Raw genomic sequence first — 23,367 nt, 5'->3', positions numbered from 1 at the left:
AAATTCCGCTCGATGTAGCGGGATTTTTTTTGATGTTTTTTATAGAAAAAGCAAATTAAAAATTTCAAAAAATAGTATATCTTTACAACCCAAACAAAACTTTACTATGAATCAAAAAGTATTGCTCACTTCCAAAGAAGTCAATATCATTTTAAACCGTTTGGCTTGTCAATTAATTGAGAAACACCTTGATTTTTCGAATACCATTTTAATTGGAATACAACCAAGAGGTACTTTCCTAGCAGAACGTCTTAAAACTATTTTAGAGAACGAGTACCAAGTACCCAATATTGCTTTGGGGTATCTCGACATCACTTTTTTTAGAGACGATTTTAGACGCACCGATAAACCATTGGAAGCCAATAAAACCCAAATTAATTTTTTGGTCGAAAATAAAAAAGTCATTTTTATAGATGATGTTTTGTACACAGGCCGAAGCATTCGAGCTGCTTTAACAGCGATACAATCTTTTGGTAGACCATCGGGGATAGAACTTTTGACCTTAATTGATAGGCGTTTTAGTCGCGATTTGCCTATTCAACCCGATTATCGAGGCCGTCAAGTAGATGCCTTAAACGGCGAAGTTGTCAAGGTATGCTGGGCGGAACAAGGCGTGGAAGATGGTGTTTTTTTAATCAACAATAATCAACAAGTATAAAAATGAGTGAATTAAGCGTAAATCATTTATTAGGAATAAAATATATCAACAAGAACGATATTAACCTTATTTTTGAAACTGCCGATCATTTTAAAGAAGTCATTAACAGACCTATAAAAAAAGTACCTTCTCTTCGAGATATTACCATTGCCAATATTTTTTTTGAAAACAGCACGCGTACCAAACTTTCTTTTGAATTAGCTCAAAAACGATTATCGGCGGATGTAATTAGCTTTTCGGCAGCACAATCCTCGGTCAAAAAAGGCGAAACGCTCATAGATACTGTAAATAATATTCTTTCGATGAAAGTGGATATGGTGGTTATGCGACACGCTAATCCTGGAGCTGCCCATTTTTTATCACAAAATGTAAAAGCGAGTATTGTTAACGCAGGTGATGGCGCACACGAACATCCCACTCAAGCCTTATTAGACAGTTATTCTATCCGAGAAAAATTGGGTGATGTTGCGGGTAAAAAAGTAGTAATTGTAGGCGATATTTTGCACTCCAGAGTGGCACTCTCTAATATTTATGCGTTGCAAATGCAAGGTGCCGAAGTGAAAGTATGCGGACCAAAAACATTAATTCCGAGATATATTGAGTCGCTAGGAGTAACGGTTGAACCTAATTTGCGAAATGCTTTAGAATGGTGTGATGTGGCCAATATGCTGCGGGTTCAAAACGAGCGTATGGATGTTAATTTTTTTCCATCTACACGGGAATATGCGCAGCAATACGGAGTGGATAAGGCTTTGCTCGACTCCTTAAATAAAGAAATTGTCATTATGCACCCAGGCCCAATTAATAGGGGAGTCGAAATCACATCGGATGTAGCCGATTCGCAACAATCCGTGATTTTAAATCAGGTCGAAAATGGTGTTGCTATCCGGATGGCGGTCATTTATTTATTAGCTTCAAAAATTCAATAAACGATTATGAAAGTAGACACCAAAGGCCATACCATTACCATAAAAGATACCGAAAGTAGTATAGAAGATTTTTTGATAAAAGTAACCACGCAATACAATAGTTTCAAATCTCATAATTTGATACTCGATATTTCTCATGATAAAACAGTGGAGACAAGCACGATAAAACAGTTTGACGAATTGTCTAAAAAACACAAAAAATCAAAAAAATCATTTGTTTTGGTGGCTGCCAATATTGATTTTAATGCCGTTCCTACTGCCATCTTGGTAGTTCCATCGTTACTCGAAGCACATGATATTATTGAGATGGAGGAAATCGAGAGAGATTTGGGGTTTTAAATTTGATTGCAGATTTTAGATTAGCGATTGCTGATTTGGGATGTGTAAGTCCTATCAAAGAAGCTGATTTTTAAAAGTCAAATAGCATTGAACCAATACCTAACAATGAACTTAACCATACTTGGTTGCTATGCAGCGACTCCTAGAACCTTTACCAATCCTACTTCACAACTGTTAGAAATAAAAAATCATTTGTTTCTTATAGATTGTGGCGAAGGTACGCAGGTGCAGCTTCGGAAAAATAAAATCAAGTTTTCTAAAATAAACCATATTTTTATTTCTCATTTGCACGGCGATCATTTTTTTGGGTTGGTGGGCTTGATTTCAACTTTTGCATTGTTAAATCGTACTACGGATTTGCATGTTTATGGACCCAAAGGAATCAAAGAAATCATTACAATCCAATTGCGATTGTCTAATTCTTGGACTCATTATGGTTTGTTTTTTCATGAATTAGAATCAAAAGAAAGTGAAATTATTTTTGAAGATAGCAAAGTTGTCGTGCGAACAATTCCTCTAAAACATAGGGTGTATACGAATGGGTTTTTATTTCAAGAAAAAAAGGGAGCACGAAAACTGAATCTCCAAGCCGTTCAAAATTATAAAATTGATACCTGTTATTATCAAAAAATAAAAAACGGTGGCGACATTACTCTCGAAGATGGAACTGTTATAATCAACGAAAAAATATCTTTTGATCCGGAGCCTGCCAAGAGTTATGCTTTTTGCTCGGATACCGTTTATAATGAAGGTATAGTACCTATAATTGCCAATGTGGATGTGCTCTACCATGAAGCAACTTTTTTGCAATCCGAAGCGGCATTAGCCCAGAAAACAATGCACAGCACAGCACAAGAAGCCGCATTAATTGCTTTGAAAGCCAATGCCAAAACACTTATTTTGGGGCATTATTCTACCCGTTATGAAAATATATCCCTTTTTGAAGCCGAAGCTTCGCTACTATTTTCTAACGTACTTTTGGCTGACGACGGAAAATTGTTTGAATTTTAATCATTTTCCCTTTTTTTGACGAAAGTCAATTGGAATGATGTCGTAAACAGTTTTGTGCCTAAAAACCCCAATTTTAAGACTTGTTTTGCCTTTTAAACAACAAAAGAACCTTAATTTTACTTCTAAAATAAATTGAATAGCTAATGAATGATTTAAGCAATTATAGAAAATCGTATGATAAAAGGGAATTACTCGAAACGTCAATTCCGGAAGATCCCATCAATCTTTTTAACCAATGGTTTCATGAGGTAGAAGATTTTGGCGGTAATGAAGAGGTAAACGCAATGACCATTGCCACAATTGGTTTAGATGGTTTTCCTAAATCGCGTGTTGTTTTGTTAAAAAAATTCTCCGAGGAAGGATTCATTTTTTATACCAATTATAATTCCGAAAAGGGTAGGGCTATTACCGAAAATCCGAATGTGTGTTTGTCTTTTTTTTGGCAAACCATGGAGCGACAAGTAATCATCAAAGGAATTGCTCAAAAAACACCCGAGAACATTTCGGATGGCTATTTTGATTCTCGACCAGAAGGCAGCAAACTCGGAGCTATAGTTTCAAAACAGAGCGAGGTGATTCCGTCCCGATTGTTTTTGGAAGAAAAATTAAAACAATTAGAAAACCAGTTTCTGGGAAAAGAAATTCCTAGACCAGATTTCTGGGGTGGTTTTTTGGTTGTTCCTGTTGAAGTCGAGTTTTGGCAAGGACGACCTAATAGATTGCATGACAGAATCCGTTTTACCAGTCAAGCTGATTATTCCTGGAAGATTGAACGGCTGTCTTCTTGATGTAAGTAATAATTTAATAAATTAATAAAAAATTGTATTTCATCGATTTTATTTGGTAGTTTAGCGATGATTTAATTATTTTTACCACACAAAAGTATAACTATTAAAGTTGTTTGCCCCACAATCTACTTTAAACTTAAATTACCATTAGTATGAAATCAAGACTACTTTGCGCAGTGTTGCTTGTAGCAATGCTTTGTGCTTTAAATTCCTGTTCGTCGGGTAGTTCAGAGTCAGTAATTCCTGTTTCTTCACCACAAACATTAGTTAGTTACAGTTACAATGATTCCGAATTAGAAGCGATGAATCTTATCAATACTTATAGAATCAGTTTAGGTTTAAATGCTTTAGAAAAAATCAATTATATTTCTGTAAAATCAGAAGAACATGTGGTTTACATGATTAAAAATAATGTAGTTAATCACGATGATTTTGTAAGTCGTTCCGAAAGTATTGTAAAATATCTAGGAGCCAAAAGCGTTGCCGAAAATGTAGCCTACAATTATGCAACTCCAAAAGCTGCTGTAGAAGCATGGTTGAAAAGTCAAGGACATAAAGATAATATTGAAGGTAATTTTACCCATTTTGGAATTGCCATAAAAGAAGATCCTGCAACGGGCAAAAAATATTATACGAACATATTTGCAAAAATTTAAATTCATTTTTTAAGAGTTGTATTTACTACAGTATTGAATTAATAATTAATAACATTAAAAAAACACACACGATTTTGGAAAACTATCATATAACGCTATCTGAAAAAATGCTTTTGAAAGCAAGATTAGGCGAGGATTCAGTCGCTTTAAGACGAGAATTGTATTACACTAGATTGAAAAATCTAGATACTAGTTTGAATACTGATGATTTAAAAAAAACATTTTGGATCAATATTTACAAAGCTTTTTATCTGATAATGATTAGTGAACAAACCAATCCGAGTTTAATTTACAAGCAAAAACGAATAAAAGTGGCCAAAAACACCTTGTCATTGAATGATATTGAACATGGTATTTTGAGAAAATGCAAGTTTAAAATAGGTTTTGGTTACATAACGAATCCTTTTTATTCTAATTTTATAAAAAAACTAGCGGTTAAGAAAGTAGATTATAGAATCCATTTTGCTTTATTTAGTTCTAATTCAGACTATTTTCCGTTTGATTTTTATAACGTTACTGATGTTGATAAACAATTAGCTCTTGTGACAAAATCATTTATAAAGAGCGATACCGCAGTAGAAAATGAATCTAAAAATGTATTTGTTTCAAAATATTTGTTGTATTATATCAATGATTTTGGCGGTTTTAATGGTGTAAAACGACTTATTGGAAAAACCTTGAATAAAGATTTGAATGCGTATACACTCAAGTTTAAGTTTGGTTCTTTAACGAGCAAAACGTTAGATTATTCCCTTTGATTTTGGTTTCATATTTTTTGGTTACATAGTTTTTTATTTGAATGAAGAAAGGCTGTCAGTTATGACAGCCTTTCTTTTTTTTACGCTATGATACTATTATTCTATACGTCAAAAAGAATAATTATTTAAAGATTAAAACCCAAGCAGTACACTTTCTTTTTGTATCTTGTTCATTGATTAAACAGATGTTTTAAACCAGAATGCTATGAAAAATCTAATAATTGTGCGACATGCCAAATCAAGTTGGGAAGTTCCTTTGCACGACAAAGACCGTCCTTTGATAAAAAAAGGAGTGCAAGATGCTCATTTAGTTTCTACTCATTGCTTGGGTTGGATTCCAAAAACCTATTTGATTTGGAGTAGCACCGCCGAAAGAGCTTCGGAAACGGCACTTATTTTTGCACAAAACCTGTCTTATCCCATAGAAAGTATCCTTTTTAAAGACGAACTTTACACCTTTGACGAAAAACAATTGGAACAAACAGTCAAATCATGCGAAAATAGTTTTGATAGCGTTATTCTTTTTGGACATAATGAGGCTATTACAAATTTTGTTAATAAATTTGGGGATGTTTACATTGATAATGTGCCCACCTCTGGTTTTGTATCGCTTCAATTTGATGTTACCAATTGGAACGAAATTGCTAAAGGCAAAATAAATAAAATGATATTCCCCAAAGATTTAAAATAAAAATGGTACCACAACAAAAGTATATAGATAGAGAAAAAAGTTGGTTAGCGTTTAATGCAAGAGTCCTGCAAGAAGCTGCAGATGATACCGTTCCGTTATTAGATAGATTGCGTTTTTTAGGTATTTTTTCTAATAATTTAGATGAATTTTTTAGAGTTCGCTTTGCCGCAATCAGGCGGTTGAGCTTGTCCGGAATATCAGGCGAAAAATATTTGGGTGGTGTTTCATCAGAACAATTATTGCACGACATTACCGAGATTGTAATACAACAACAAACCGAAAGTCTTGAAATTCTTCAGGATATCGAATCCAAATTAGAGAAAGAAAACATATTCATTATCGATGAAAACGGTATCTCTCAAGAGCAAGAAAACTATTTGAAAGATTTTTTTATTCAAAAATTAAGTCCCGAATTAGTTACGATAATTTTGAATGATTTAGCCGAATTCCCTTTGTTAAAGGATACTTTAGGCTATTTGGCTGTAAAATTAGTTATGAATAAAAACGAAGAAATTCGGTATGCAGTGATTGAAATTCCCAAAACAATCAATCGATTTGTCGTACTACCTTCGACCAATGAAAAGCAATATGTAATCCTTTTGGATGATGTAATTCGGCATAATTTAGAAAGTATTTTTAATATTTTTGATTACAAAAGCGTTTCGGCTCACATGATAAAAATTACCCGAGATGCCCAGTTGGACATCGATAGCGATTTGAGCAAAAGCATGATCGAAAAAATTTCATTGAGTGTCAAAGACCGCCGTATAGGAGAGCCCGTTCGCTTTATTTATGACCAAGAAATTGAAGAGGATACCCTGAATTTTTTCCTTGATAAAATGAAAATTGTATCTACAGATAGTATAATTCCTGGCGGTAGGTACCACAATCGCAGGGATTATATGGATTTTCCTAACCTAGGAAGATTCGATTTATTGTACAAATCCAATATGCCATTGCCCATTCCAGGTTTGAACCTAGAAGGAAGTATGCTTGAAAAAATAAGCAAAAAAGATTATTTATTAAACGCGCCCTATCAGTCGTTTTCGTACCTCACAAAATTTTTGCGAGAAGCTGCTTTGGATCCCAAAGTGACTACTATAAAAATTACCTTATACCGCTTGGCCAAGAATTCACAAGTCATTAGTTCCCTTATAAATGCCGCCAAAAACGGAAAAAAAGTTACCGTTCAAATTGAATTACAAGCCCGTTTTGATGAAGTTTCAAATATTTCCTACGCAGAGCAAATGAAAACCGAAGGGATTGAACTTATTTTTGGAATCAAAGGACTTAAAGTACACAGCAAAATATGTGTTATCGAGCGGTTTGAAAATGATAAAATAAAACGCTACGGCTTTATTTCAACAGGAAATTTCAACGAATCGACCGCTAAAATCTATACCGATGTTACCCTTTTTACCAGTCACCAACAAATTTTGAAAGACATTTCTAAAATTTTTGATTTCTTTGATGTCAATTATAGAGTACACCGTTACAAACACCTTATTGTTTCGCCACATTATACCAGAACCCGATTCTTAAAATTAATGGATCGTGAAATTATACATGCATTAGCAGGACGAAAAGCATTTATTAAACTTAAAATGAATAGTTTGTCTGACTTTGAAATGATTGATAAATTATATGAAGCTAGTAACGCTGGCGTGAAAATTCAACTCCAAATTAGAGGAATATGCTCTCTAATTCCGGGTATAAAAGGCTTGAGCGAAAACATCGAAGCCATAAGTATTGTCGATAATTATCTAGAACATTCCAGAGTGTATATTTTTGGAAATGCAGGGCTAACCGAAGTTTATATTTCTTCTGCCGATTTTATGGCTCGAAATTTGGACGGTAGAGTCGAAGTAACTTGTCCTATTTATGATCAAGATATCAAGAACGAGTTGATAGATCACTTTGATTTGGGCTGGAAAGGAAACGTAAAAGCACGATTCCATTCGTTTGAATTAGACAATAAATACAGGCAACGTGACGGTAATCCAATCTTTAGAGCGCAATTAGAAACCTATAAATATTATCAAAACAAGCTAGTTCAAGCAGTAGAAAAAGTAGATTGCTAATAGGCACAAGGGGTTTTTATTAATATAATGAATTGTAGTAGCGAATGATTAGTATAAAAAAATATGCGGCTATTGATATTGGTTCTAATGCCATGCGATTGCTCATAACCAATATTGTGGAGGAAGACGGAAAAGAACCCCAGTTTAACAAAAGTTCCTTGGTTCGAGTACCTATTCGTTTGGGTCAAGACGCCTTTACGGTAGGTGAAATCTCCGATGAAAATATCGAAAGAATGTGCGATGCCATGAAAGCATTTCACTTATTGATGAAAGTGCATAAAGTAGAACGCTATATGGCTTTTGCCACATCAGCCATGCGCGAAGCCTATAATGCCAAAGAAGTGGTAGCATTAATCAAGAAAAAAGCCGACATAAAAATTGAAATTATTGACGGTAAAAAAGAAGCAACAATAATCGCCTCAACGGATTTACATCATTTATTAAAAACAGATGAAACCTATCTTTTTGTAGACGTAGGCGGTGGTAGCACCGAGTTTACTTTGTTTTCTAACGGAAAAATGATAAACTCCCGATCCTTCAAAGCGGGAACAGTTCGCTTACTTAACGATATGGTTTGTGATGTCGTTTGGGATGAAATCGAAAAATGGATCAAAATAAACACCAAAGATTATGATGAAGTAACCTTGATAGGTTCTGGCGGAAACATCAATAAATTGTTTAAAATGTCTGGGAAAACACAAGAAAAACCCTTGTCCTATATTTATATAAATTCCCAATACGCCTATTTGAATTCGCTCACCTATGAACAACGAATTTCACAATTAGGATTAAATCCCGATCGTGCCGATGTAATTGTTCCGGCCACCAGAATTTATCTCAATGCCATGAAATGGAGTGGCGCCAGACAAATTTATGTGCCTAAAATAGGACTTTCGGATGGTATTGTAAAAGCCATGTATTATCGCAAAATTTAAGTTTGTTTTAGGTTTAAAAAAAAGGTCACTATATAGTTTTCTATACAGTGACCTTTTTTTATTTTGAAAAAAAATATTAATACGGCAATACTTTTTTGTTCTTTACTTCTTCAAGCAGTTCGGCCATGGCCAAATAAAAAGCACTGCTACCACAAACTATACCTAGTGCGCCAGCAATTGTATTTATGGTTTCATTTCCTGTAAATTTTGAAATTGCAAGTAGTATAAACAATAAGGTAAGGGACAAGAATACAAATTGTTGTACTTTGCTTCCACCCCAAGTTCCCCACCACATGAAGGCAGTAAATAGTCCCCAAATTAATAAATAACATCCTAAAAAAGGCGTTGGAGTTGTACCAGCCATTTCAAATCCTGTGTTTGGAAAAAGCCAAATGCCAACTAGTGAAATCCAAAAAAATCCATAGGATATAAAAGCTGTTCCCGCAAAGGTTTTTCCTTGATTGAAAGAAAAAATGCCAGCAATTATTTGCGCAAGTCCGCCATAAAAAATTCCCATCGAGATGATGACGGCACTTACTGGGAAAAATCCCATATTGTGTATGTTCAACAATATTGTTGTCATTCCAAATCCCAATAGACCCAACGGTGCTGGATTGGCTAGTTTTGTTTCCATAGATGTTAAATTAAGAGTTTTGTTCAAAAATATGTTTTTTTTAAGCCAAAATATAATGGTAAAATAACATTTAGTAATTATAAATCGTCATTTTGTCTTTTTTAAACATCCAGATCCAACCCAAAAGTCGTTCGTAATAACGCTATATTGGGATTCAAATCATGCAAACGGTTGTAGCGATCTTGATCATTAAAGCTCCGTTTAAGATCGATGCTTTCATTTACAATAACGGTAATTGTAATTTCATGATTGTGTAAATGTCCTTTTAAATGTCCCAAAAGTCCATTAATTTCGCTCTCAAAATCCAGCTTTGATCCTTCGTTTGGGAGTTCAATAGTAATGGCATTTCCCTCTAGTTTTGGATCATTAATTAGAAGTAGAGATTCCATGATACGGTAGCCTTTGTCGCCTAAACGTTGTGCGTATTTGTTCCATTGTAGGCGCATTTCTGTTTCGGTAAAAGCTTCGGTTGGGGAGTGTATGACTTCTTTTACTATGGATTTATTGCTTTCCTCCAATGCTTTTTTGGCACGAATACTCGACAAAGAAAATGCCGAAATTTTAGGTTCGTTATCGTTTTGCGGTAGCACTTTTGGAGGAGCAGGAGCAGGAATATTATCCGAGTTAGAAATGGCAACTGTCGCAATTTCGGGAGCTATTTTTGGAATTTCAGCTTCCAAAGTTGCCTCATTAGGAATGCTCACTTTCTTTGGAATTTCGGCTATTGAATAGTCTTTTTTTCTAAAAAAAGTAGGTGGAATTATGTATTGCTCAACTTTTTTTTTTCTCCATCAAAAGTGATAGAGGCAAGTTGCATCAAACAAAGTTCTACGAGTAATCGTTGGTTTTGACTCACTTTGTATTTTAAATCGCAATCATTGGCAATTTCAATTCCTTTTAAAAGAAAATCTTGTGAACATTTTTGGGCTTGAATTCCGTACATTTTTTGTGCTTGTTCTCCTACTTCAAGCAACATAAGGGTTGCAGGCGTTTTGGAAACCAACAAATCTCTAAAATGCGATCCCAATCCAGCTACAAAATGATGGCTATCAAATCCTTTGGACAAAATCTCGTTGAATTCCAGTAGCAATTCAGGGATTTTATTGTCTAGAATTAAATCGGTTACCTTGATATAGGTTTCATAATCAAGCACATTCAAGTTTTCGGTAACGGCTTGACGGGTTAAATTGTTGCCGCAAAAAGAAACTACTCGGTCAAAAATAGACAACGCATCACGCATAGCACCATCCGCTTTTTGAGCAATTATGTGCAAAGCATCGTCCTCAAAAAACACACCTTGACTGCTGGCAACTTCGGCTAGATGTTCTTTGGCATCTTTTACGGTAATTCTTTTGAAATCAAAAATTTGACAACGAGACAATATCGTTGGGATAATCTTATGTTTTTCGGTCGTGGCCAAAATAAAAATGGCGTGTTTTGGCGGTTCTTCTAATGTTTTTAGAAACGCATTAAAAGCTGCCGAGGACAACATGTGCACCTCATCTATAATATATACTTTGTACTGACCCGTTTGTGGCGGAATCCGAACTTGGTCAATCAAATTCCGAATATCATCTACAGAATTGTTTGAAGCGGCGTCTAACTCAAATACATTAAAGGCAAAATCCTCGTTTGGGTCATCGTAACCGGGTTGGTTAATTTTGCGGGCAAGGATACGAGCACAAGTGGTTTTACCTACGCCACGAGGTCCAGTAAACAATAGCGCCGAAGCCAGGTGATTGCTTTCTATGGCGTTAAGTAGGGTATTGGTAATAGCTTTTTGCCCCACAACATCCTTGAATGTTTGTGGGCGGTATTTACGTGCCGATACTACAAATTGTTCCATAGTTTTTTATTCGAAAGCAAATATAGGGTTTTTGTTTATTGGTTTATTTGGTAATTTGTTTATTTGAAAAAAATCTTTTCCTTGCCAACATAAAAAAAACTACTGCAAATAATAGTGTATTGATAATCAAAGAAATGATTGTGGTTTTGTTGTAAATTGTGTTTTTTTGATTTTCAGGAATTTTATTTTGAGATAATTTATAGGCTCTTAATTGTTCTAGTTGGTAAAACCAATTTGACATCGTTTCATTCCTAATTTTTAAATTATCTATTTCATTATTTAATGAATCAATTTTTGTTGTTCTTCTTTCTGAAGATGTGAATAATGGAATTGGTGGCAAAAATCCCGTAGGAATTTCTATGGTTTGAGATGGCAAACAATAACTTATGCTAATTGTATTGTCCTTATTAAAGGAAGCATAAACAATCCATAGATCTTTTTTAAAGGGAAATATTTCACAATTATTATTTAAAGATTTTCCATTAATTATGGGAGATTTATAATCACCTTTAAAGAGTTCAATTATTCTAAAAGAATATTTTCTAGAAACGGTATCAATTTTTACTAATTCTCCATAAAATACTATTTCTGCATTTTTAAGCCCTTTTGAAACCATAGTTTCTCTTTGTAATTGAGGACAATCGCAGGGGAACACTTGATTAAAACAAATGAAAGTTAGTATAAAAAATAGTTTTTGCAGTTTCATTTTAGAAAAAATTGATTCACAAGTTTACGCTTTTTAATTGAAATTTTAGAATTGAAACAAAACCAATTTAAATTCTGAAATGTAAAATCTGTTTCATTGGTTGCTAATGAAGTAGTTTGGACTTAAACGAATTGCTTTAGTAAACGAATTTTTGGTTAGTCATAACGCTTTGGCAAACGAATACATTATTTTTTTGTACGTTTACTTCCAGAAAATAAAAAAATCCTTTGAAAAAAAATGCCTTATTTAACTGGAGTAGCGGCAAAGATTCTGCTCTAGCACTCTATAAAATACTACAAACTAACGAGTATGAGATTCATTGTTTAATCACCAGTGTGAATCAGCAATTGCAGCGTGTTTCTATGCACGGTCTTCGTGTAGAATTGCTGCAACAACAAGCTAATAGCATTGGATTGCCATTAAAAATAATGCAAATTCCCGAAATGCCCACGATGGAAGTGTATGAAAACGTTGTGCGAGAAACACTTTTGACCTTAAAAGGAGAGGGCGTGAATTATTCTATTTTTGGAGATATTTTTCTTGAAGATTTGCGAAAATACCGAGAGGATAAATTAGCCGAAATAGGATTTGAAGGCGTTTTTCCGCTTTGGAAAACTCCAACTCACGATTTGATTCAAGAGTTTATGCGATTGGGTTTTAGAACAATTGTGGTTTGTGTTAGTGAACGATTTTTGGGCAAAAGTTTTGTAGGACGCATTATTGATCAAGATTTCATCGATGATTTACCCGAAAACGTTGATGTATGTGGCGAAAATGGCGAGTTTCATACCTTTACTTTTGATGGGCCACTTTTTTCTAAACCTATTGATTTTGAAATAGGAGAAATTGTCTATCGCAAATATGAAAAGCCAGAAAACGAAGATTCCTCGGATACTGCCTGTGATACAAGTGCACCTGATGCGTTTGATTATGGATTTTGGTATTGTGATTTGATTGCAAAATAAGCCGTATCTGGTACTCCAAAATAAAAAAAGCGGTAATCTTAAACTTAAATCCTTACTTTTGCCCCGCAGACCGCCTTATCGTCGTTCGCTTTATGCGGAGGGAGGAAAGTCCGGACACCACAGGGAAGCATAGCGGGTAACGCCCGTCATCGTGAGCAATCAGGGTAGGACAAGTGCAACAGAAAGTATGTACAGGTAATGCTGTAGTGAAACCAGGTAAACTCTATGCGGTGAAATATCAAGTAAATCAGCATTTAAGGGCGTCTCGTTCGTTGCTGAAGGGTAGATAGCTTGAGCTTATGAGTAATTGTAAGTCTAGATAAATGATAAGGTATTGTTAGCAATAACAAGAACAGAATCCGGCTTACAGGTCTGCATTTTTTTTAGGTATAAAAATTTCAAATAAAAAAAGCTCTTGAATTTCAAGAGCTTTTAGTGTTTGTATTAGTGTCGTTATTCTTCTTTATTTTCGTTCTTATGTAAGGAATCATTAACTTCGTCCTCATTATTTTTTTCAATTTCAAAGAAACTAAAAATCGAACCGCCATAACTTTTCTGAAACGAAAAATGAATCATGTGATCGAGTTTGGTGTATTTTGAATGTTCGATAACCATCATTCCTTCTTGGTTGAGCAGTTCTTTTTCGAAAATTAAAAGGACAATTTTCTCAAATGTTTTTTGATCCAAAGCATACGGTGGGTCAGCAAAAATGATGTCGTAGGAGGTTTTGATTTTTTCTAAAAAGGCAAAAACATCACTTTTGGTCGCTGCGATATTAAAATCATATTCGGTTGCTATTTGCTTGATGAATTTTACACACCCAAAATCGCCATCGACAGCCGTAATTGGGGAGCTACCGCGCGATGCAAACTCATAACTGATGTTGCCAGTTCCCGCAAATAAATCCAGAACTTTTAGCCCTTCAAAACTAAAATGGTTGTTCAAAACATTGAATAATGCCTCTTTACTCATGTCAGTTGTGGGGCGAACAGGAAGTCCTTTTGGCGGAAAAATGCGTCTTCCTTTGTATTTTCCGGATATGATTCTCATGAGTTAAAAAGTATAAAATGGGTTCTGTTTTGGGCTTCTGTAAAATAATTATTCCATTTTAAATCCTCCACATCCAGTAGCGAAACGTTCCTGATGTACTGGTAGGCAATTTGGAAATAATCGCTTTCAGAATCAATTTTTCCAATCAATTCGAGCGGAAAATTTTCGGGATTCATATTCAATTGCTCGGCGGTGAATAGCAAGTAATATAGGAAATCCTCGGGCGTGTTGTAATCGAAAGAGTTAAAAAGCAGTAACTTTTGGTTTTGAACCACAATAATTTCAAATTGACCTGAATTAAAATGGGCAAACATGGTTTTGGTATCATTATTTTTTGAACTTACCAATAATTTGGACACCAAAATGGTATTGGCGTGCTTGTAATCGAAAGTGCCAAACTGATCTATAAAAAAATTATTGATATTCACATACGGTATATAAACCGCATTCATTTGATAGTTAGGAATTTCATCAAAAGCAAAAAAATCAGTCTCAAAAACCTTGGTGTTGTATTGCAAATAACTACCTAAATAATTCTCGTCAAATAGGGCAGTAGGGACAAAAGTTGCCAGATTGTTATTGTGAATAACCAAAACTTCATCATAGGAATCGTTCAATTCAGGATGATTCTGAAAAGCATCTGAAAACAATTCTTCTATTTTTGTAGCTTTATGAAAAGTCTCAAAAAAGACTTCGTTGAACGAGATTACCGTGTTGTTTAACGTATCAAAACAGCAAAAAGAAAGTCCAGTCAAGGAAACTTGAATGGATAGTTTTTTGTATTTTTTATCGGTAATAGTCGTATTCATATTGTTTTTTTGAATACTGCAAACTTACAAATTTAAAAATCAAAATTCAATGTCAATTTCAATGGCAAAATTCAATTTCAAATTCAATTTTAAAAAAATCAACTGCAATTCCCATTCCCATTGATTTTTCAAATTGCCATTGCCATTGCCATTGCCATTGAAATTGCTATTGCCATTGCCATTGCCATTGAAATTGCTATTGCCATTGCCATTGATTTTTGAAATTGCTATTGCCATTGCCATTGATTTTTGAAATTGCCATTGCCATTGCCATTGATTTTTGAAATTGCCATTGCCATTGCCATTGCCATTGATTTTTGAAATTGCTATTGATTATTTTTTCCCTTACTTTGCAATCTAATTTCTTTACATGAATTCCTCCCAGTTTTATAGTCTTTTACAAAAAAAGTTTCCGTTTCAGCCTACTTTTAAGCAAGATATTTTTTTTCAGAAAATTGCTATTTTCTTGACCGAGAATGCCAATGATACCATTTTTGTACTAAAAGGATATGCTGGAACAGGAAAAACTACGGTGATTTCGACCATTGTAAATAGTTTATTGGATATTAATAAAAAGTATGTTTTGCTAGCGCCTACGGGACGTGCGGCCAAGGTAATTGCCAATTATTCGAACAAACCCGCTTTTACCATTCATAAAAAAATCTATTTCCCCAAGAAATCTTCGGGTGGTGGGGTTTCGTTCACTTTGCAACAAAACAAGCATACCAACACGATTTTTATAGTCGATGAAGCCTCGATGATTTCGGATACGAATTCAGATTCCAAGTTGTACGAAAACGGTTCCTTGCTCGATGATTTGATTTCCTATGTGTATTCAGGAACCAATTGCAAGATGATTTTACTGGGAGATACGGCACAGTTGCCGCCCGTAAATCTAGATATTAGTCCCGCGCTGGACATTCAAACACTATCCATAAATTACAATAAAGAGGTCGATTATATTGAGCTCGACGAGGTCATGCGTCAGGAAGAAAGTTCTGGAATCTTGCACAATGCGACCGAGTTGCGGGAATTATTGAAGGATTCGTTTATAACCGAATTCAAGTTTGATGTGCGCAAATTCAAAGACATTGTGCGTTTGACTGATGGGTATGATATTCAGGACGCCATCAATTCGGCTTACAGCAATTACAGTATTGAGGATACGGCTTTTATCGTTCGATCGAACAAAAGGGCCAATCAATACAACGAGCAAATTAGAACCAAAATCCTTGATAAAGAAAGCGAATTGGCCACAGGCGATTTCTTGATGGTGGTAAAAAACAATTATTTTTGGTTAAAGGATTCGGATGTTGCGGGTTTTATTGCCAATGGTGATATCATCGAAGTATTGGAAATTTTTAATATCAAAGAGTTGTACGGTTTTAAATTTGCCAAAGTCAAAATACGAATGGTCGATTACCCAACTCAAATTCCCTTTGAAACCGTTCTTTTATTAGATACCATAAAAAGTGAATCGCCGTCCTTAACGTATGAAGAATCCAACCGCTTGTACCAAGAAGTGTTGAAGGATTATGAAGGTGAAACCAAGTTCAAGCAATTCCAGAAAGTCAAAGCCAACGAGTATTTCAACGGTTTGCAAGTCAAGTTTTCGTATGCTATTACGTGTCACAAATCGCAAGGAGGGCAATGGAATACGGTTTTTATAGAGCAACCCTATTTGCCAGACGGCATTAACAGGGATTATGTTAGGTGGTTGTACACGGCAATGACTAGAGCCAAAAACAAGTTGTATTTGATAGGATTTAAGGACGAAAGTTTTGTAGACTAATACCAGAACGATGAAACAGAGAATTGCACACATGGCTTTGTTAGTAAAGGATTATGATGAAGCTATTGCTTTTTATACTCAAAAATTGAATTTTGATTTAATCGAAGATTCCATTTTGACACCCACAAAACGGTGGGTTTTAGTAGCACCAAAAGGAACTCATGAATTCAGTTTACTGCTTGCCAAAGCGGATGGCAAGACACAGCAGGAAAGCATCGGGAATCAATCCGGTGGGCGCGTTTTTCTCTTTTTGAACACCGATAATTTGGAAAGAGATTGTCAAAACTTACGGGACAATAAGGTCACTATTGTAAGAGAGCCCAAATTAGAACCGTATGGTAAAATTCTTGTTTTTGAGGATCTTTATGGGAATCTTTGGGATTTAATAGAACGTTTTTAGCCTTTATGAGTACCTATTAGCAGTTTTTCGGGCATTAAATTGCTAAATAAGTGTAACTTTGGTTTAGGTTCAAACGCTACATTTATGAAATATTTTTTTATTGCTCTACTCACTTCTATCACTTTTGCGCAGCAAACTAAATCGGTTAATTTTCTAAAAATTTATGGTCAAGTGACACTTGATCCTACCGAAAAATCAATTTCAGGTACTGCTGGATTTTGGTTTGATGTTTTAAAACCAACAGATACCATCAAAATCGATGCGCAAAACATGACCGTTGGGGAGGCAGAATTGAACGAAAAAGCAATTGCCGTGACCAACAACGGAAAACAATTGCTATTTGTATATCCTTTCAAAAAAGGAAAAAATTTCTTAACTTTTTCATACAAAGCAGTGCCCAAACAAGCCTTGTATTTTGTAGGAAGCGAAAAAGACAACAACCTTCAAATCTGGACGCAGGGACAAGGACGGTACACCAGCAATTGGTTTCCTAGTTTTGATGATGTCAACGAGAAGGCAATTTTTAATTTGACCGTAGTTTTTGATTCTAAATACCGAGTAATTTCTAATGGGCTATTGCAACCCAAGGTGGTCAACAACGGCAAAACGTATTGGAATTATACCATGAGAAAACCCATGAGTTCCTATTTATTACTATTGAGCATTGGGAAATTCGATAAAAAAACCGAGTATTCTAATTCAAAAATTCCTTTAGAAATGTATTTTGAGCCCAAGGACGCTCCTTATTTTGAGCCAACCTATCGGGATTCGAAACTTATATTTGACTTTTTAGAATCCGAAATTGGCGTGTCATATCCTTGGAAAATTTACAGGCAGGTTCCGGTTCGGGATTTCTTGTATGCTGGAATGGAGAATACATCGGCAACACTTTTTAGCACGCGCTATGTGGTTGACAGCACTGGATATGCGGATCGAAGTTATACAAATGTCAATGCGCATGAATTAGCCCATCAATGGTTTGGCGATTTGATAACTGCTCAAACGGGGCAGCACCACTGGCTTCAAGAGGGTTTTGCAACCTATTATGCCCTACTCGCCGAAAAGAAAATCTATGGCGACGATTATTTTTATGCTAAATTATACGAATCAGAACAGCAATTAAAATATGCCTCCCGCACAGATACCATTCCTGTTTTGAATGCCAAAGCGAGTTCTTTGACTTTTTATCAAAAAGGGGCTTGGGCATTATTTGTCTTGCATCACAACATAGGAGACAAAGCCTTCCGGAAAGCGGTAAAAAGCTACCTCAAAAAGCATTCATTTCAAACGGTCACTACGACTGATTTTTTTGACGAAATCAAGAAAGTTTCGGCTTATGATGTAGCTGCATTTAGTAAAACATGGTTGGAATCTACTGTTTTTAATACGGCTCAAGCCAATGCTTTATTGCAAGAAAACAAAGCCATGCAACTGCAATTTGAAGTGGATCAACTCAAGGATAAACCCCTAGCGGAGAAGTATGATTTCTTTAAAAAAGTGTTGCAATCGGATGTTTTTTATACTGTCAAAGAAGCGGTTGTTAGGCAACTTAAGGACGAAAAATGGGTGGATAAAAAAGAACTTTTCGAGCTCGCTTTGCAAACCAATTCCATTCCAGTTCGGCAAACTGTGGCAAGTGTTTTGAGCCAAATTCCACCTGATTTTAGAGTGCAATATGAAAGCTTGCTCACGGATAAATCCTATCAAACCCAAGAAATTGCGTTGTATAATTTATGGAATAATTTCCCCGAAAAGGATTTTGTTTATCTCGATCAATCCAAAAACTGGATGGGTTTCAATGATTATAATCTCAAAACGTTGTGGTTGTCACTCGCACTTTCTACCCCCAATTACGCCACGGACAAAGCCGTTTTGATGGCCCAATTAATCCAATATTCCTCCCCAAATTACGAAGCCACCACTCGACAAAATGCGTTGCAAAAATTAATTGCTTTTCATTTAGCTAATGATACCGTTTTGATCAATCTGGTCAATGCGACCACGCATCACATGTGGCAATTTTCTAAATTTGGTCGGGATGCCATTCGGATTTTGCTCAAAAACCCAATGATGAAAACTGCTTTTGAACGCATTTTGCCCCAGTTGAATGAGAAAGAACAGTTGCAATTGAATCGCTTGTTGAAAGAATAATCGAGTTTATAAACCTGATTTACAAATGATTTTAAGTTCATTAAAACGGGGTAAGGATTTTTGATTGCTGATTTTGTGTTAAGTAGCAATATCTATTTATTGTTGCAATTATTGCAAGAGTTTTTGCCACAGATTGAAAGGAATAAAAAGATTGTAAAGCATGTAACGAAATAATCTGTGACCCGAGCGAAGCGAACTGGCGAAGCAAATCTGTGAACCGAGCAAAGCGAACTGGCGAAGCAAATCTGTGGCAGTCTTTTTAAAAGTGAATGCCTTTTAAAAGGCACTTATTTTATCAGACTCTTACATTTGCCATAAAAGTCCTAATTACCACAACTGACTCACTTCGTTTTTGATATACGACAAGGCAGCATTACTAGGCGATTGCTTGTCTAATAAATCATTCAAAAGCAGTTCTCGAAGTTGGTCAGCTGTTGTGATTTCTGGTGTAACTATAGCTCTTCTAATCATTTGTATCGTAGCGTTTTTGGCAGTAACAATAATGCTCCAACAGTCGTCCGAGAGGTAAATTTGTTGGGTAAGATTGTGTTCCAATTCTTGTTCGATGTGATCAATAAGCATCGTACCGTAGTCTTTTTTGTCGGCGGTAATAGGGCTAATTCGGATCAATAATTTGGTCAAACTAATGCGTTCTAGGAACAAAGTCATGCGCTCATAAGCCTGTAAGCGTAGGGGTAACGCCTCCTTTTGAGCGTCTTTTTGCAACAACCATCGGCGGTTGTTTTGTTGCTCTTTGAAGTAGGACGCAAATAAATAATAGGCAACACTGCCCGTTACTATTGAAGGAATGGTGTACGCTAGGATTTCGATGAATTTATTTTCCATTTTGATTTTAATTTAAAAAACAAAAATATACTTTTGGAGGGAATTGAGCGTCTTTTTGATTGTAATATTTGGCAAGTAATTTTAAAGTTACAACCTATCTTAAACCTAATTTAAAAGGAGTTCCTGAAACCAAAAACTATTGGAAACATCTGTACTAGTTTTGCTTTGTGTTGCTGCTTTTGCAGCTGGATTTATTGATGCTATTGTGGGCGGTGGTGGATTGATTCAAACTCTAGTGGGACTAATCTTATTGCCTAATTTGCCCGTTGCCACCGTCATAGGAACCTTTAAAATTCCGGCTTTTAGCGGAACCTCATTTGCAGCTTTTCAATACCTGAAAAAGGTCGATATGAACTGGAAATTGCTGTCTATAATGATGCTGTTGGCATTTCCATCGGCATTTTTGGGCTCGACGATGTTGACTTACGTTAGCAATGATTTTATGAAACCGTTGTTGTTGGTAGTACTATCCTTTCTAGTTATTTATACCTACGCCAAGAAAAATTTTGGGCAACATACCGCCCGAAATATTTCGGCTAGAACCCAAATAGCGAATGCCGTAGCGATCTCATTTGTAGTGGGTTTTTACGACGGATTTATTGGGCCAGGAACGGGCTGTTTCTTGGTAGTGGCGTTTATTGCTTTGATGGGATTTGATTTTTTGCACGCTTCGGCGAATGCCAAAATGGTAAACCTTGCGACTAATTTTGGTTCTATTTGTTTGTTTTTTCTAAAAGGAAAAATCATTTGGAGTATTGCTATTCCCATGGCTTTTAGCAATGCCTTTGGCGGATGGATTGGTGCTAAACTGGCTATTCACAAAGGGAATGGGTTTATTCGGATTTTCTTTTTGGTGGTGGTCATTGGCACCTTGATACGGTTTGGATATGCTGTTTTTTGCCAATAAAAAATTCTTGTGGCAACTTGCGCTAACTGTTACTGTAAGCGAAAGGCATACAACCCATTGTGCCCCTATGCCAATCTATAGCTATTGCAACAATACTCTTTCGGACTGACACAATGACGGCTCATGCTCAAACAATAGCATCTCGTGTTCAAACAACGGCATCTCCGACTGAAACAATGACAGGTCGGCATGAAACAATGGCAGTTCGTGATCCAACAATGGCGTCTCGGCATGAAATATTGGCAGTTCGTATTCCCGCAATGGCAACTGTTGTTCCAGTAAGGAACCTCCTGCCTTAAAAATTGCAATTGCATTACTAGTTATAAGAAAATAGCTTATATTTGGGACAGAATGCAAGACTTCGTTAATTTATTATTGATGGGAGGATTGTGGGGTTGTAAATGAGTTTACGGTAAGCATCAAAAAATCACATAATGAAGTATCTATTTTCTTTAGCGACAATACTTTTGACAATGAATATTTTGTCTGCTCAAGATTCAATTAAAACTTATAAAATTGAAAGTAGAACTTTTGAAATTGAAAAAAAATATCAAGTTAATGAAATATCGATTAAATCTAATTCAACATATATCAATACACTTTACAAAGTTTATGAAAAATCACAAATCGCAAATTATAAAAATCTAACTCCCTCAATAAAAGAAAATGGAACCTTTAGAAAGAAAGGAGATTTTTATTTTCTTAAACCATATAATCAAAATTTCGAAATGGGTTGTTACAAAATAACTGCCAAAAAAATGGTTTACTATTATGACTGGCATGATAAAATTAAGAAAGGCGCAATATTTAGAAGAATAAAACAATAAGGTAATAAAGCCAGCTGGTAAATACAAGTTAACAGCAAACTACCAAAATTATAATGAAAAACAATATTGAAAAATATTCAGAACTTTGGGAATTAGTAGAAAGTGACTCAACCAATCATAAGTTAAAAGAAATTGCAGAATTATTTCTTGAAGCTACGACAGATTGCCAACTTATAACCAAGAAATTATATCTGAATTCATTACGGAATTGAAAGATTTCTTTGGTTCACCATTGACTTTAATAAAAATAGACGCAAAAATTATTGATTTCAATATTGACGAAAATGTTTGGCGAAAAGAATCTGGTAGTTCAATTGCAGAAATGATTGAGTTTTCTAAATTGTATCATAACGAAAACGATTTTGACAAAATAGTATTTAAAATTCTTAACTATTATTCAAATATATAAAGCCTGATGGTAAAACACGCTGCAAGCAATTTGGGCAATAGGCTTAATTTGAAGTTGGTTTTGTATTTGGCAGATTTGGCAAATCCGAAAATAGGGCTTAATTTAGTTTTAAACCATTAGCAATTTGTAGTGTTAACCCCCATTATAAAAAAACGCTAATAAAAAATAATTATTAACTTTACCAAAAAATGGAAATGAGTTATACGGAACGACATATAATTGAAACATATTCGATGCTGTTTGATGGATTAAGCCCATTAAGCAAAATTAAACTTATTGAAAGTTTGACTAAATCATTGAAGAAAGGCAAGACAGAAAAAGGAGCTACTTTTTACAAATCCTTTGGAGCATTTTCAACCGATAAAACTGCGGAGGAAGTCGTATTAGAAATTAAATCTAGCAGAAAATTTAAGAATACAGAAATAAGCTTCTAATGCAGTATTTACTCGACACCAGTATTTGTGTATTTTTCCTTCGTGGAAAAATGAATTTAGATAAAATTATAAAAGAAAAAGGAAAACAAAATTGTTTCATATCTGAAATAACTGTTTTTGAACTTCGATTTGGAGCTGAAAATAGTCAAGACATAAAAAAATCTCATAAAGCTGTGGATTTATTTGTAAACGGAATTTCAATAATCCCAATTTCTAGTTGCTTAAAAAGTTACGCAAAAGAGAAAGTTAGATTGAGAAAAATTGGAAAACCAATGCACGATGAATTTGATTTGTTAATTGGTGTAACAGCAATTGAAAATAAACTGACATAACTAACAGATAACGTAAAAGATTTTGTGAATATGGAAGAAATAAAAATTGAAAATTGGTTTAAAACCCTATGAAAACCAGAAGATATGTCAGTTAATACTACTAGTGATTGGTTTTGTATTTAGGATGATTTTTTCAGTTTGCTAAAAAACAATTTTGATTCTAAAGAAAAGTTAATGTTTAGCTCCTGCTTATATAAAAACTGATACATATGAATAAATTTTTAAAAAGGTAAATACTTGAGTCCTTAAAATTCAGGTGGCGGATGCTGAAAAGCCAAAAGAGTAGGTAAACATATAAAAAAATAAATCAATGAAAAAAATATCTTTCTATTTTATCAGGGCAAACGCATCATAATTTGATTAATTTTTCCAGATATTGATTGTCCCATCCTGCTTTTAGGCGCTTACTTTTA

General features: G+C 34.9%; 28 protein-coding genes and 1 other RNA gene. 20 read left to right on the top strand and 9 right to left on the bottom strand.

The features are described 5' to 3' along the window. Positions 1-106 precede the first annotated feature (106 nt). From pyrR to FNW21_RS12015, 10 genes are all read left to right on the top strand, one after another. Positions 107-658, top strand: coding sequence for a bifunctional pyr operon transcriptional regulator/uracil phosphoribosyltransferase PyrR (gene pyrR / locus FNW21_RS12060; protein ID WP_144257004.1), 552 nt, complete (start codon positions 107-109; stop codon positions 656-658). A gap of 2 nt (positions 659-660) precedes the next feature. After that, on the top strand, positions 661-1,587 hold the full coding sequence (locus tag FNW21_RS12055; RefSeq protein WP_144257003.1) for an aspartate carbamoyltransferase catalytic subunit: 927 nt from the start codon (positions 661-663) through the stop codon (positions 1,585-1,587). Between the two features lie 6 nt (positions 1,588-1,593). After that, positions 1,594-1,926, top strand: coding sequence for a ribonuclease Z (locus tag FNW21_RS12050; RefSeq protein WP_144257002.1), 333 nt, complete (start codon positions 1,594-1,596; stop codon positions 1,924-1,926). Between the two features lie 105 nt (positions 1,927-2,031). Further along, a complete protein-coding gene (locus tag FNW21_RS12045; protein ID WP_144257001.1) occupies positions 2,032-2,937 on the top strand; it encodes a ribonuclease Z in 906 nt (301 codons plus the stop codon). 143 nt (positions 2,938-3,080) lie between these two features. Further along, positions 3,081-3,725: a pyridoxamine 5'-phosphate oxidase gene (gene pdxH, locus FNW21_RS12040; RefSeq protein WP_144257000.1), complete on the top strand. Its 645-nt coding sequence runs from the start codon at positions 3,081-3,083 to the stop codon at positions 3,723-3,725. 152 nt (positions 3,726-3,877) lie between these two features. Next, positions 3,878-4,381, top strand: coding sequence for a CAP domain-containing protein (locus FNW21_RS12035; protein ID WP_144256999.1), 504 nt, complete (start codon positions 3,878-3,880; stop codon positions 4,379-4,381). 74 nt (positions 4,382-4,455) lie between these two features. Continuing rightward, positions 4,456-5,139 (top strand): DUF547 domain-containing protein, encoded by a 684-nt coding sequence (locus FNW21_RS12030; protein ID WP_144256998.1) that lies wholly within the window; start codon positions 4,456-4,458, stop codon positions 5,137-5,139. A 205-nt stretch (positions 5,140-5,344) separates the two neighbouring features. Beyond that, positions 5,345-5,830, top strand: a complete 486-nt coding sequence (locus FNW21_RS12025) for a SixA phosphatase family protein (RefSeq protein ID WP_144256997.1) — start codon at positions 5,345-5,347, stop codon at positions 5,828-5,830. A 2-nt stretch (positions 5,831-5,832) separates the two neighbouring features. After that, positions 5,833-7,911, top strand: a complete 2,079-nt coding sequence (gene ppk1 / locus FNW21_RS12020; protein WP_144256996.1) for a polyphosphate kinase 1 — start codon at positions 5,833-5,835, stop codon at positions 7,909-7,911. A gap of 44 nt (positions 7,912-7,955) precedes the next feature. Continuing rightward, positions 7,956-8,846: a Ppx/GppA phosphatase family protein gene (locus FNW21_RS12015; protein WP_144256995.1), complete on the top strand. Its 891-nt coding sequence runs from the start codon at positions 7,956-7,958 to the stop codon at positions 8,844-8,846. 76 nt (positions 8,847-8,922) lie between these two features. Here the strand turns inward: FNW21_RS12015 and FNW21_RS12010 are convergent, their stop codons facing one another. The 4 genes from FNW21_RS12010 to FNW21_RS11995 form a co-directional block, all read right to left on the bottom strand. Beyond that, positions 8,923-9,480, bottom strand: a complete 558-nt coding sequence (locus tag FNW21_RS12010) for an acetate uptake transporter (protein ID WP_144256994.1) — start codon at positions 9,478-9,480, stop codon at positions 8,923-8,925. 101 nt (positions 9,481-9,581) lie between these two features. Beyond that, on the bottom strand, positions 9,582-10,184 hold the full coding sequence (locus tag FNW21_RS16545; protein WP_235889631.1) for a DNA polymerase III subunit gamma/tau: 603 nt from the start codon (positions 10,182-10,184) through the stop codon (positions 9,582-9,584). 56 nt (positions 10,185-10,240) lie between these two features. Beyond that, on the bottom strand, positions 10,241-11,326 hold the full coding sequence (dnaX, locus tag FNW21_RS12000) for a DNA polymerase III subunit gamma/tau (protein ID WP_144256993.1): 1,086 nt from the start codon (positions 11,324-11,326) through the stop codon (positions 10,241-10,243). Positions 11,327-11,369: 43 nt separating this feature from the next. Further along, complete coding sequence (locus tag FNW21_RS11995; protein WP_144256992.1) at positions 11,370-12,032, bottom strand: hypothetical protein; 663 nt, start codon at positions 12,030-12,032, stop codon at positions 11,370-11,372. A gap of 227 nt (positions 12,033-12,259) precedes the next feature. On the opposite strand from FNW21_RS11995, the gene FNW21_RS11990 reads away from it, so the two are divergent. Beyond that, positions 12,260-12,997: a Dph6-related ATP pyrophosphatase gene (locus FNW21_RS11990; RefSeq protein WP_144256991.1), complete on the top strand. Its 738-nt coding sequence runs from the start codon at positions 12,260-12,262 to the stop codon at positions 12,995-12,997. 62 nt (positions 12,998-13,059) lie between these two features. Beyond that, positions 13,060-13,380, top strand: an RNA gene (gene rnpB, locus FNW21_RS11985) — RNase P RNA component class A. Between the two features lie 70 nt (positions 13,381-13,450). Here rnpB and FNW21_RS11980 read toward each other — a convergent pair. From FNW21_RS11980 to FNW21_RS11970, 3 genes are read right to left on the bottom strand one after another with little or no spacing between them, the layout of a single operon-like run. After that, complete coding sequence (locus tag FNW21_RS11980) at positions 13,451-14,047, bottom strand: RsmD family RNA methyltransferase (RefSeq protein ID WP_144256990.1); 597 nt, start codon at positions 14,045-14,047, stop codon at positions 13,451-13,453. Further along, positions 14,044-14,856 carry a DUF3822 family protein gene (locus FNW21_RS11975; protein ID WP_144256989.1) on the bottom strand — a complete coding sequence of 271 codons (813 nt, stop codon included), beginning with the start codon at positions 14,854-14,856 and terminating at the stop codon, positions 14,044-14,046. Before FNW21_RS11975 ends, FNW21_RS11980 begins: the two co-directional genes overlap by 4 nt. A 39-nt stretch (positions 14,857-14,895) precedes the next feature. Beyond that, complete coding sequence (locus FNW21_RS11970; RefSeq protein ID WP_144256988.1) at positions 14,896-15,093, bottom strand: hypothetical protein; 198 nt, start codon at positions 15,091-15,093, stop codon at positions 14,896-14,898. A gap of 133 nt (positions 15,094-15,226) precedes the next feature. Between FNW21_RS11970 and FNW21_RS11965 the strand changes: the two genes are divergently transcribed. The 3 genes from FNW21_RS11965 (at position 15,227) to FNW21_RS11955 (ending at position 19,199) form a co-directional block, all read left to right on the top strand. After that, the gene (locus FNW21_RS11965; protein WP_144256987.1) at positions 15,227-16,648 is read left to right on the top strand and encodes an ATP-dependent DNA helicase; all 1,422 of its coding nucleotides are present in this window, start codon (positions 15,227-15,229) and stop codon (positions 16,646-16,648) included. A 10-nt stretch (positions 16,649-16,658) separates the two neighbouring features. Continuing rightward, complete coding sequence (locus FNW21_RS11960) at positions 16,659-17,048, top strand: VOC family protein (RefSeq protein WP_144256986.1); 390 nt, start codon at positions 16,659-16,661, stop codon at positions 17,046-17,048. A gap of 84 nt (positions 17,049-17,132) precedes the next feature. Further along, positions 17,133-19,199: a M1 family metallopeptidase gene (locus FNW21_RS11955; RefSeq protein ID WP_144256985.1), complete on the top strand. Its 2,067-nt coding sequence runs from the start codon at positions 17,133-17,135 to the stop codon at positions 19,197-19,199. A gap of 327 nt (positions 19,200-19,526) precedes the next feature. On the opposite strand, the gene FNW21_RS11950 is transcribed toward FNW21_RS11955, so the two are convergent. Next, positions 19,527-20,045: a DUF7935 family protein gene (locus tag FNW21_RS11950; protein ID WP_144256984.1), complete on the bottom strand. Its 519-nt coding sequence runs from the start codon at positions 20,043-20,045 to the stop codon at positions 19,527-19,529. A gap of 139 nt (positions 20,046-20,184) precedes the next feature. Here FNW21_RS11950 and FNW21_RS11945 point away from each other — a divergent pair, with 139 nt between their 5' ends. After that, on the top strand, positions 20,185-20,952 hold the full coding sequence (locus FNW21_RS11945) for a sulfite exporter TauE/SafE family protein (RefSeq protein ID WP_144256983.1): 768 nt from the start codon (positions 20,185-20,187) through the stop codon (positions 20,950-20,952). Between the two features lie 81 nt (positions 20,953-21,033). Here FNW21_RS11945 and FNW21_RS11940 read toward each other — a convergent pair whose 3' ends face one another. After that, positions 21,034-21,309: a hypothetical protein gene (locus tag FNW21_RS11940; protein ID WP_144256982.1), complete on the bottom strand. Its 276-nt coding sequence runs from the start codon at positions 21,307-21,309 to the stop codon at positions 21,034-21,036. A 77-nt stretch (positions 21,310-21,386) separates the two neighbouring features. Between FNW21_RS11940 and FNW21_RS11935 the strand changes: the two genes are divergently transcribed. The 4 genes from FNW21_RS11935 (at position 21,387) to FNW21_RS11920 (ending at position 22,954) form a co-directional block, all read left to right on the top strand. Continuing rightward, positions 21,387-21,779 carry a hypothetical protein gene (locus FNW21_RS11935; protein WP_144256981.1) on the top strand — a complete coding sequence of 131 codons (393 nt, stop codon included), beginning with the start codon at positions 21,387-21,389 and terminating at the stop codon, positions 21,777-21,779. A gap of 163 nt (positions 21,780-21,942) precedes the next feature. Next, positions 21,943-22,188, top strand: coding sequence for a hypothetical protein (locus tag FNW21_RS11930; RefSeq protein WP_144256980.1), 246 nt, complete (start codon positions 21,943-21,945; stop codon positions 22,186-22,188). Between the two features lie 194 nt (positions 22,189-22,382). Beyond that, complete coding sequence (locus FNW21_RS11925) at positions 22,383-22,622, top strand: hypothetical protein (protein WP_144256979.1); 240 nt, start codon at positions 22,383-22,385, stop codon at positions 22,620-22,622. Continuing rightward, the gene (locus FNW21_RS11920; protein ID WP_221932061.1) at positions 22,622-22,954 is read left to right on the top strand and encodes a PIN domain-containing protein; all 333 of its coding nucleotides are present in this window, start codon (positions 22,622-22,624) and stop codon (positions 22,952-22,954) included. Before FNW21_RS11925 ends, FNW21_RS11920 begins: the two co-directional genes overlap by 1 nt. The last annotated feature ends 413 nt before the right edge of the window (positions 22,955-23,367 follow it).

The sequence above is a fragment of the Flavobacterium restrictum genome (assembly GCF_007097245.1).
GTDB lineage: Bacteria > Bacteroidota > Bacteroidia > Flavobacteriales > Flavobacteriaceae > Flavobacterium > Flavobacterium restrictum.
This window is presented reverse-complemented; position numbering and strand designations above follow the sequence as displayed.

Excerpts from the sequence above, each read along its gene's own strand:
- FNW21_RS12035 (WP_144256999.1), top strand. The coding sequence starts at position 3,878 with ATGAAATCAAGACTACTTTGCGCAGTGTTGCTTGTAGCAATGCTTTGT.
- FNW21_RS12015 (WP_144256995.1), top strand. The coding sequence starts at position 7,956 with ATGATTAGTATAAAAAAATATGCGGCTATTGATATTGGTTCTAATGCC.
- FNW21_RS11955 (WP_144256985.1), top strand. The coding sequence starts at position 17,133 with ATGAAATATTTTTTTATTGCTCTACTCACTTCTATCACTTTTGCGCAG.
- FNW21_RS11965 (WP_144256987.1), top strand. The coding sequence starts at position 15,227 with ATGAATTCCTCCCAGTTTTATAGTCTTTTACAAAAAAAGTTTCCGTTT.
- FNW21_RS11995 (WP_144256992.1), bottom strand. The coding sequence starts at position 12,032 with ATGAAACTGCAAAAACTATTTTTTATACTAACTTTCATTTGTTTTAAT.
- FNW21_RS12025 (WP_144256997.1), top strand. The coding sequence starts at position 5,345 with ATGAAAAATCTAATAATTGTGCGACATGCCAAATCAAGTTGGGAAGTT.
- pdxH (WP_144257000.1), top strand. The coding sequence starts at position 3,081 with ATGAATGATTTAAGCAATTATAGAAAATCGTATGATAAAAGGGAATTA.
- pyrR (WP_144257004.1), top strand. The coding sequence starts at position 107 with ATGAATCAAAAAGTATTGCTCACTTCCAAAGAAGTCAATATCATTTTA.
- FNW21_RS11935 (WP_144256981.1), top strand. The coding sequence starts at position 21,387 with ATGAAGTATCTATTTTCTTTAGCGACAATACTTTTGACAATGAATATT.
- dnaX (WP_144256993.1), bottom strand. The coding sequence starts at position 11,326 with ATGGAACAATTTGTAGTATCGGCACGTAAATACCGCCCACAAACATTC.
- FNW21_RS12050 (WP_144257002.1), top strand. The coding sequence starts at position 1,594 with ATGAAAGTAGACACCAAAGGCCATACCATTACCATAAAAGATACCGAA.
- FNW21_RS12045 (WP_144257001.1), top strand. The coding sequence starts at position 2,032 with ATGAACTTAACCATACTTGGTTGCTATGCAGCGACTCCTAGAACCTTT.
- FNW21_RS11960 (WP_144256986.1), top strand. The coding sequence starts at position 16,659 with ATGAAACAGAGAATTGCACACATGGCTTTGTTAGTAAAGGATTATGAT.
- FNW21_RS11950 (WP_144256984.1), bottom strand. The coding sequence starts at position 20,045 with ATGGAAAATAAATTCATCGAAATCCTAGCGTACACCATTCCTTCAATA.
- FNW21_RS11970 (WP_144256988.1), bottom strand. The coding sequence starts at position 15,093 with ATGGCAATAGCAATTTCAAAAATCAATGGCAATGGCAATAGCAATTTC.
- FNW21_RS11975 (WP_144256989.1), bottom strand. The coding sequence starts at position 14,856 with ATGAATACGACTATTACCGATAAAAAATACAAAAAACTATCCATTCAA.
- ppk1 (WP_144256996.1), top strand. The coding sequence starts at position 5,833 with ATGGTACCACAACAAAAGTATATAGATAGAGAAAAAAGTTGGTTAGCG.
- FNW21_RS12010 (WP_144256994.1), bottom strand. The coding sequence starts at position 9,480 with ATGGAAACAAAACTAGCCAATCCAGCACCGTTGGGTCTATTGGGATTT.
- FNW21_RS11980 (WP_144256990.1), bottom strand. The coding sequence starts at position 14,047 with ATGAGAATCATATCCGGAAAATACAAAGGAAGACGCATTTTTCCGCCA.
- FNW21_RS12055 (WP_144257003.1), top strand. The coding sequence starts at position 661 with ATGAGTGAATTAAGCGTAAATCATTTATTAGGAATAAAATATATCAAC.
- FNW21_RS11925 (WP_144256979.1), top strand. The coding sequence starts at position 22,383 with ATGAGTTATACGGAACGACATATAATTGAAACATATTCGATGCTGTTT.
- FNW21_RS11920 (WP_221932061.1), top strand. The coding sequence starts at position 22,622 with ATGCAGTATTTACTCGACACCAGTATTTGTGTATTTTTCCTTCGTGGA.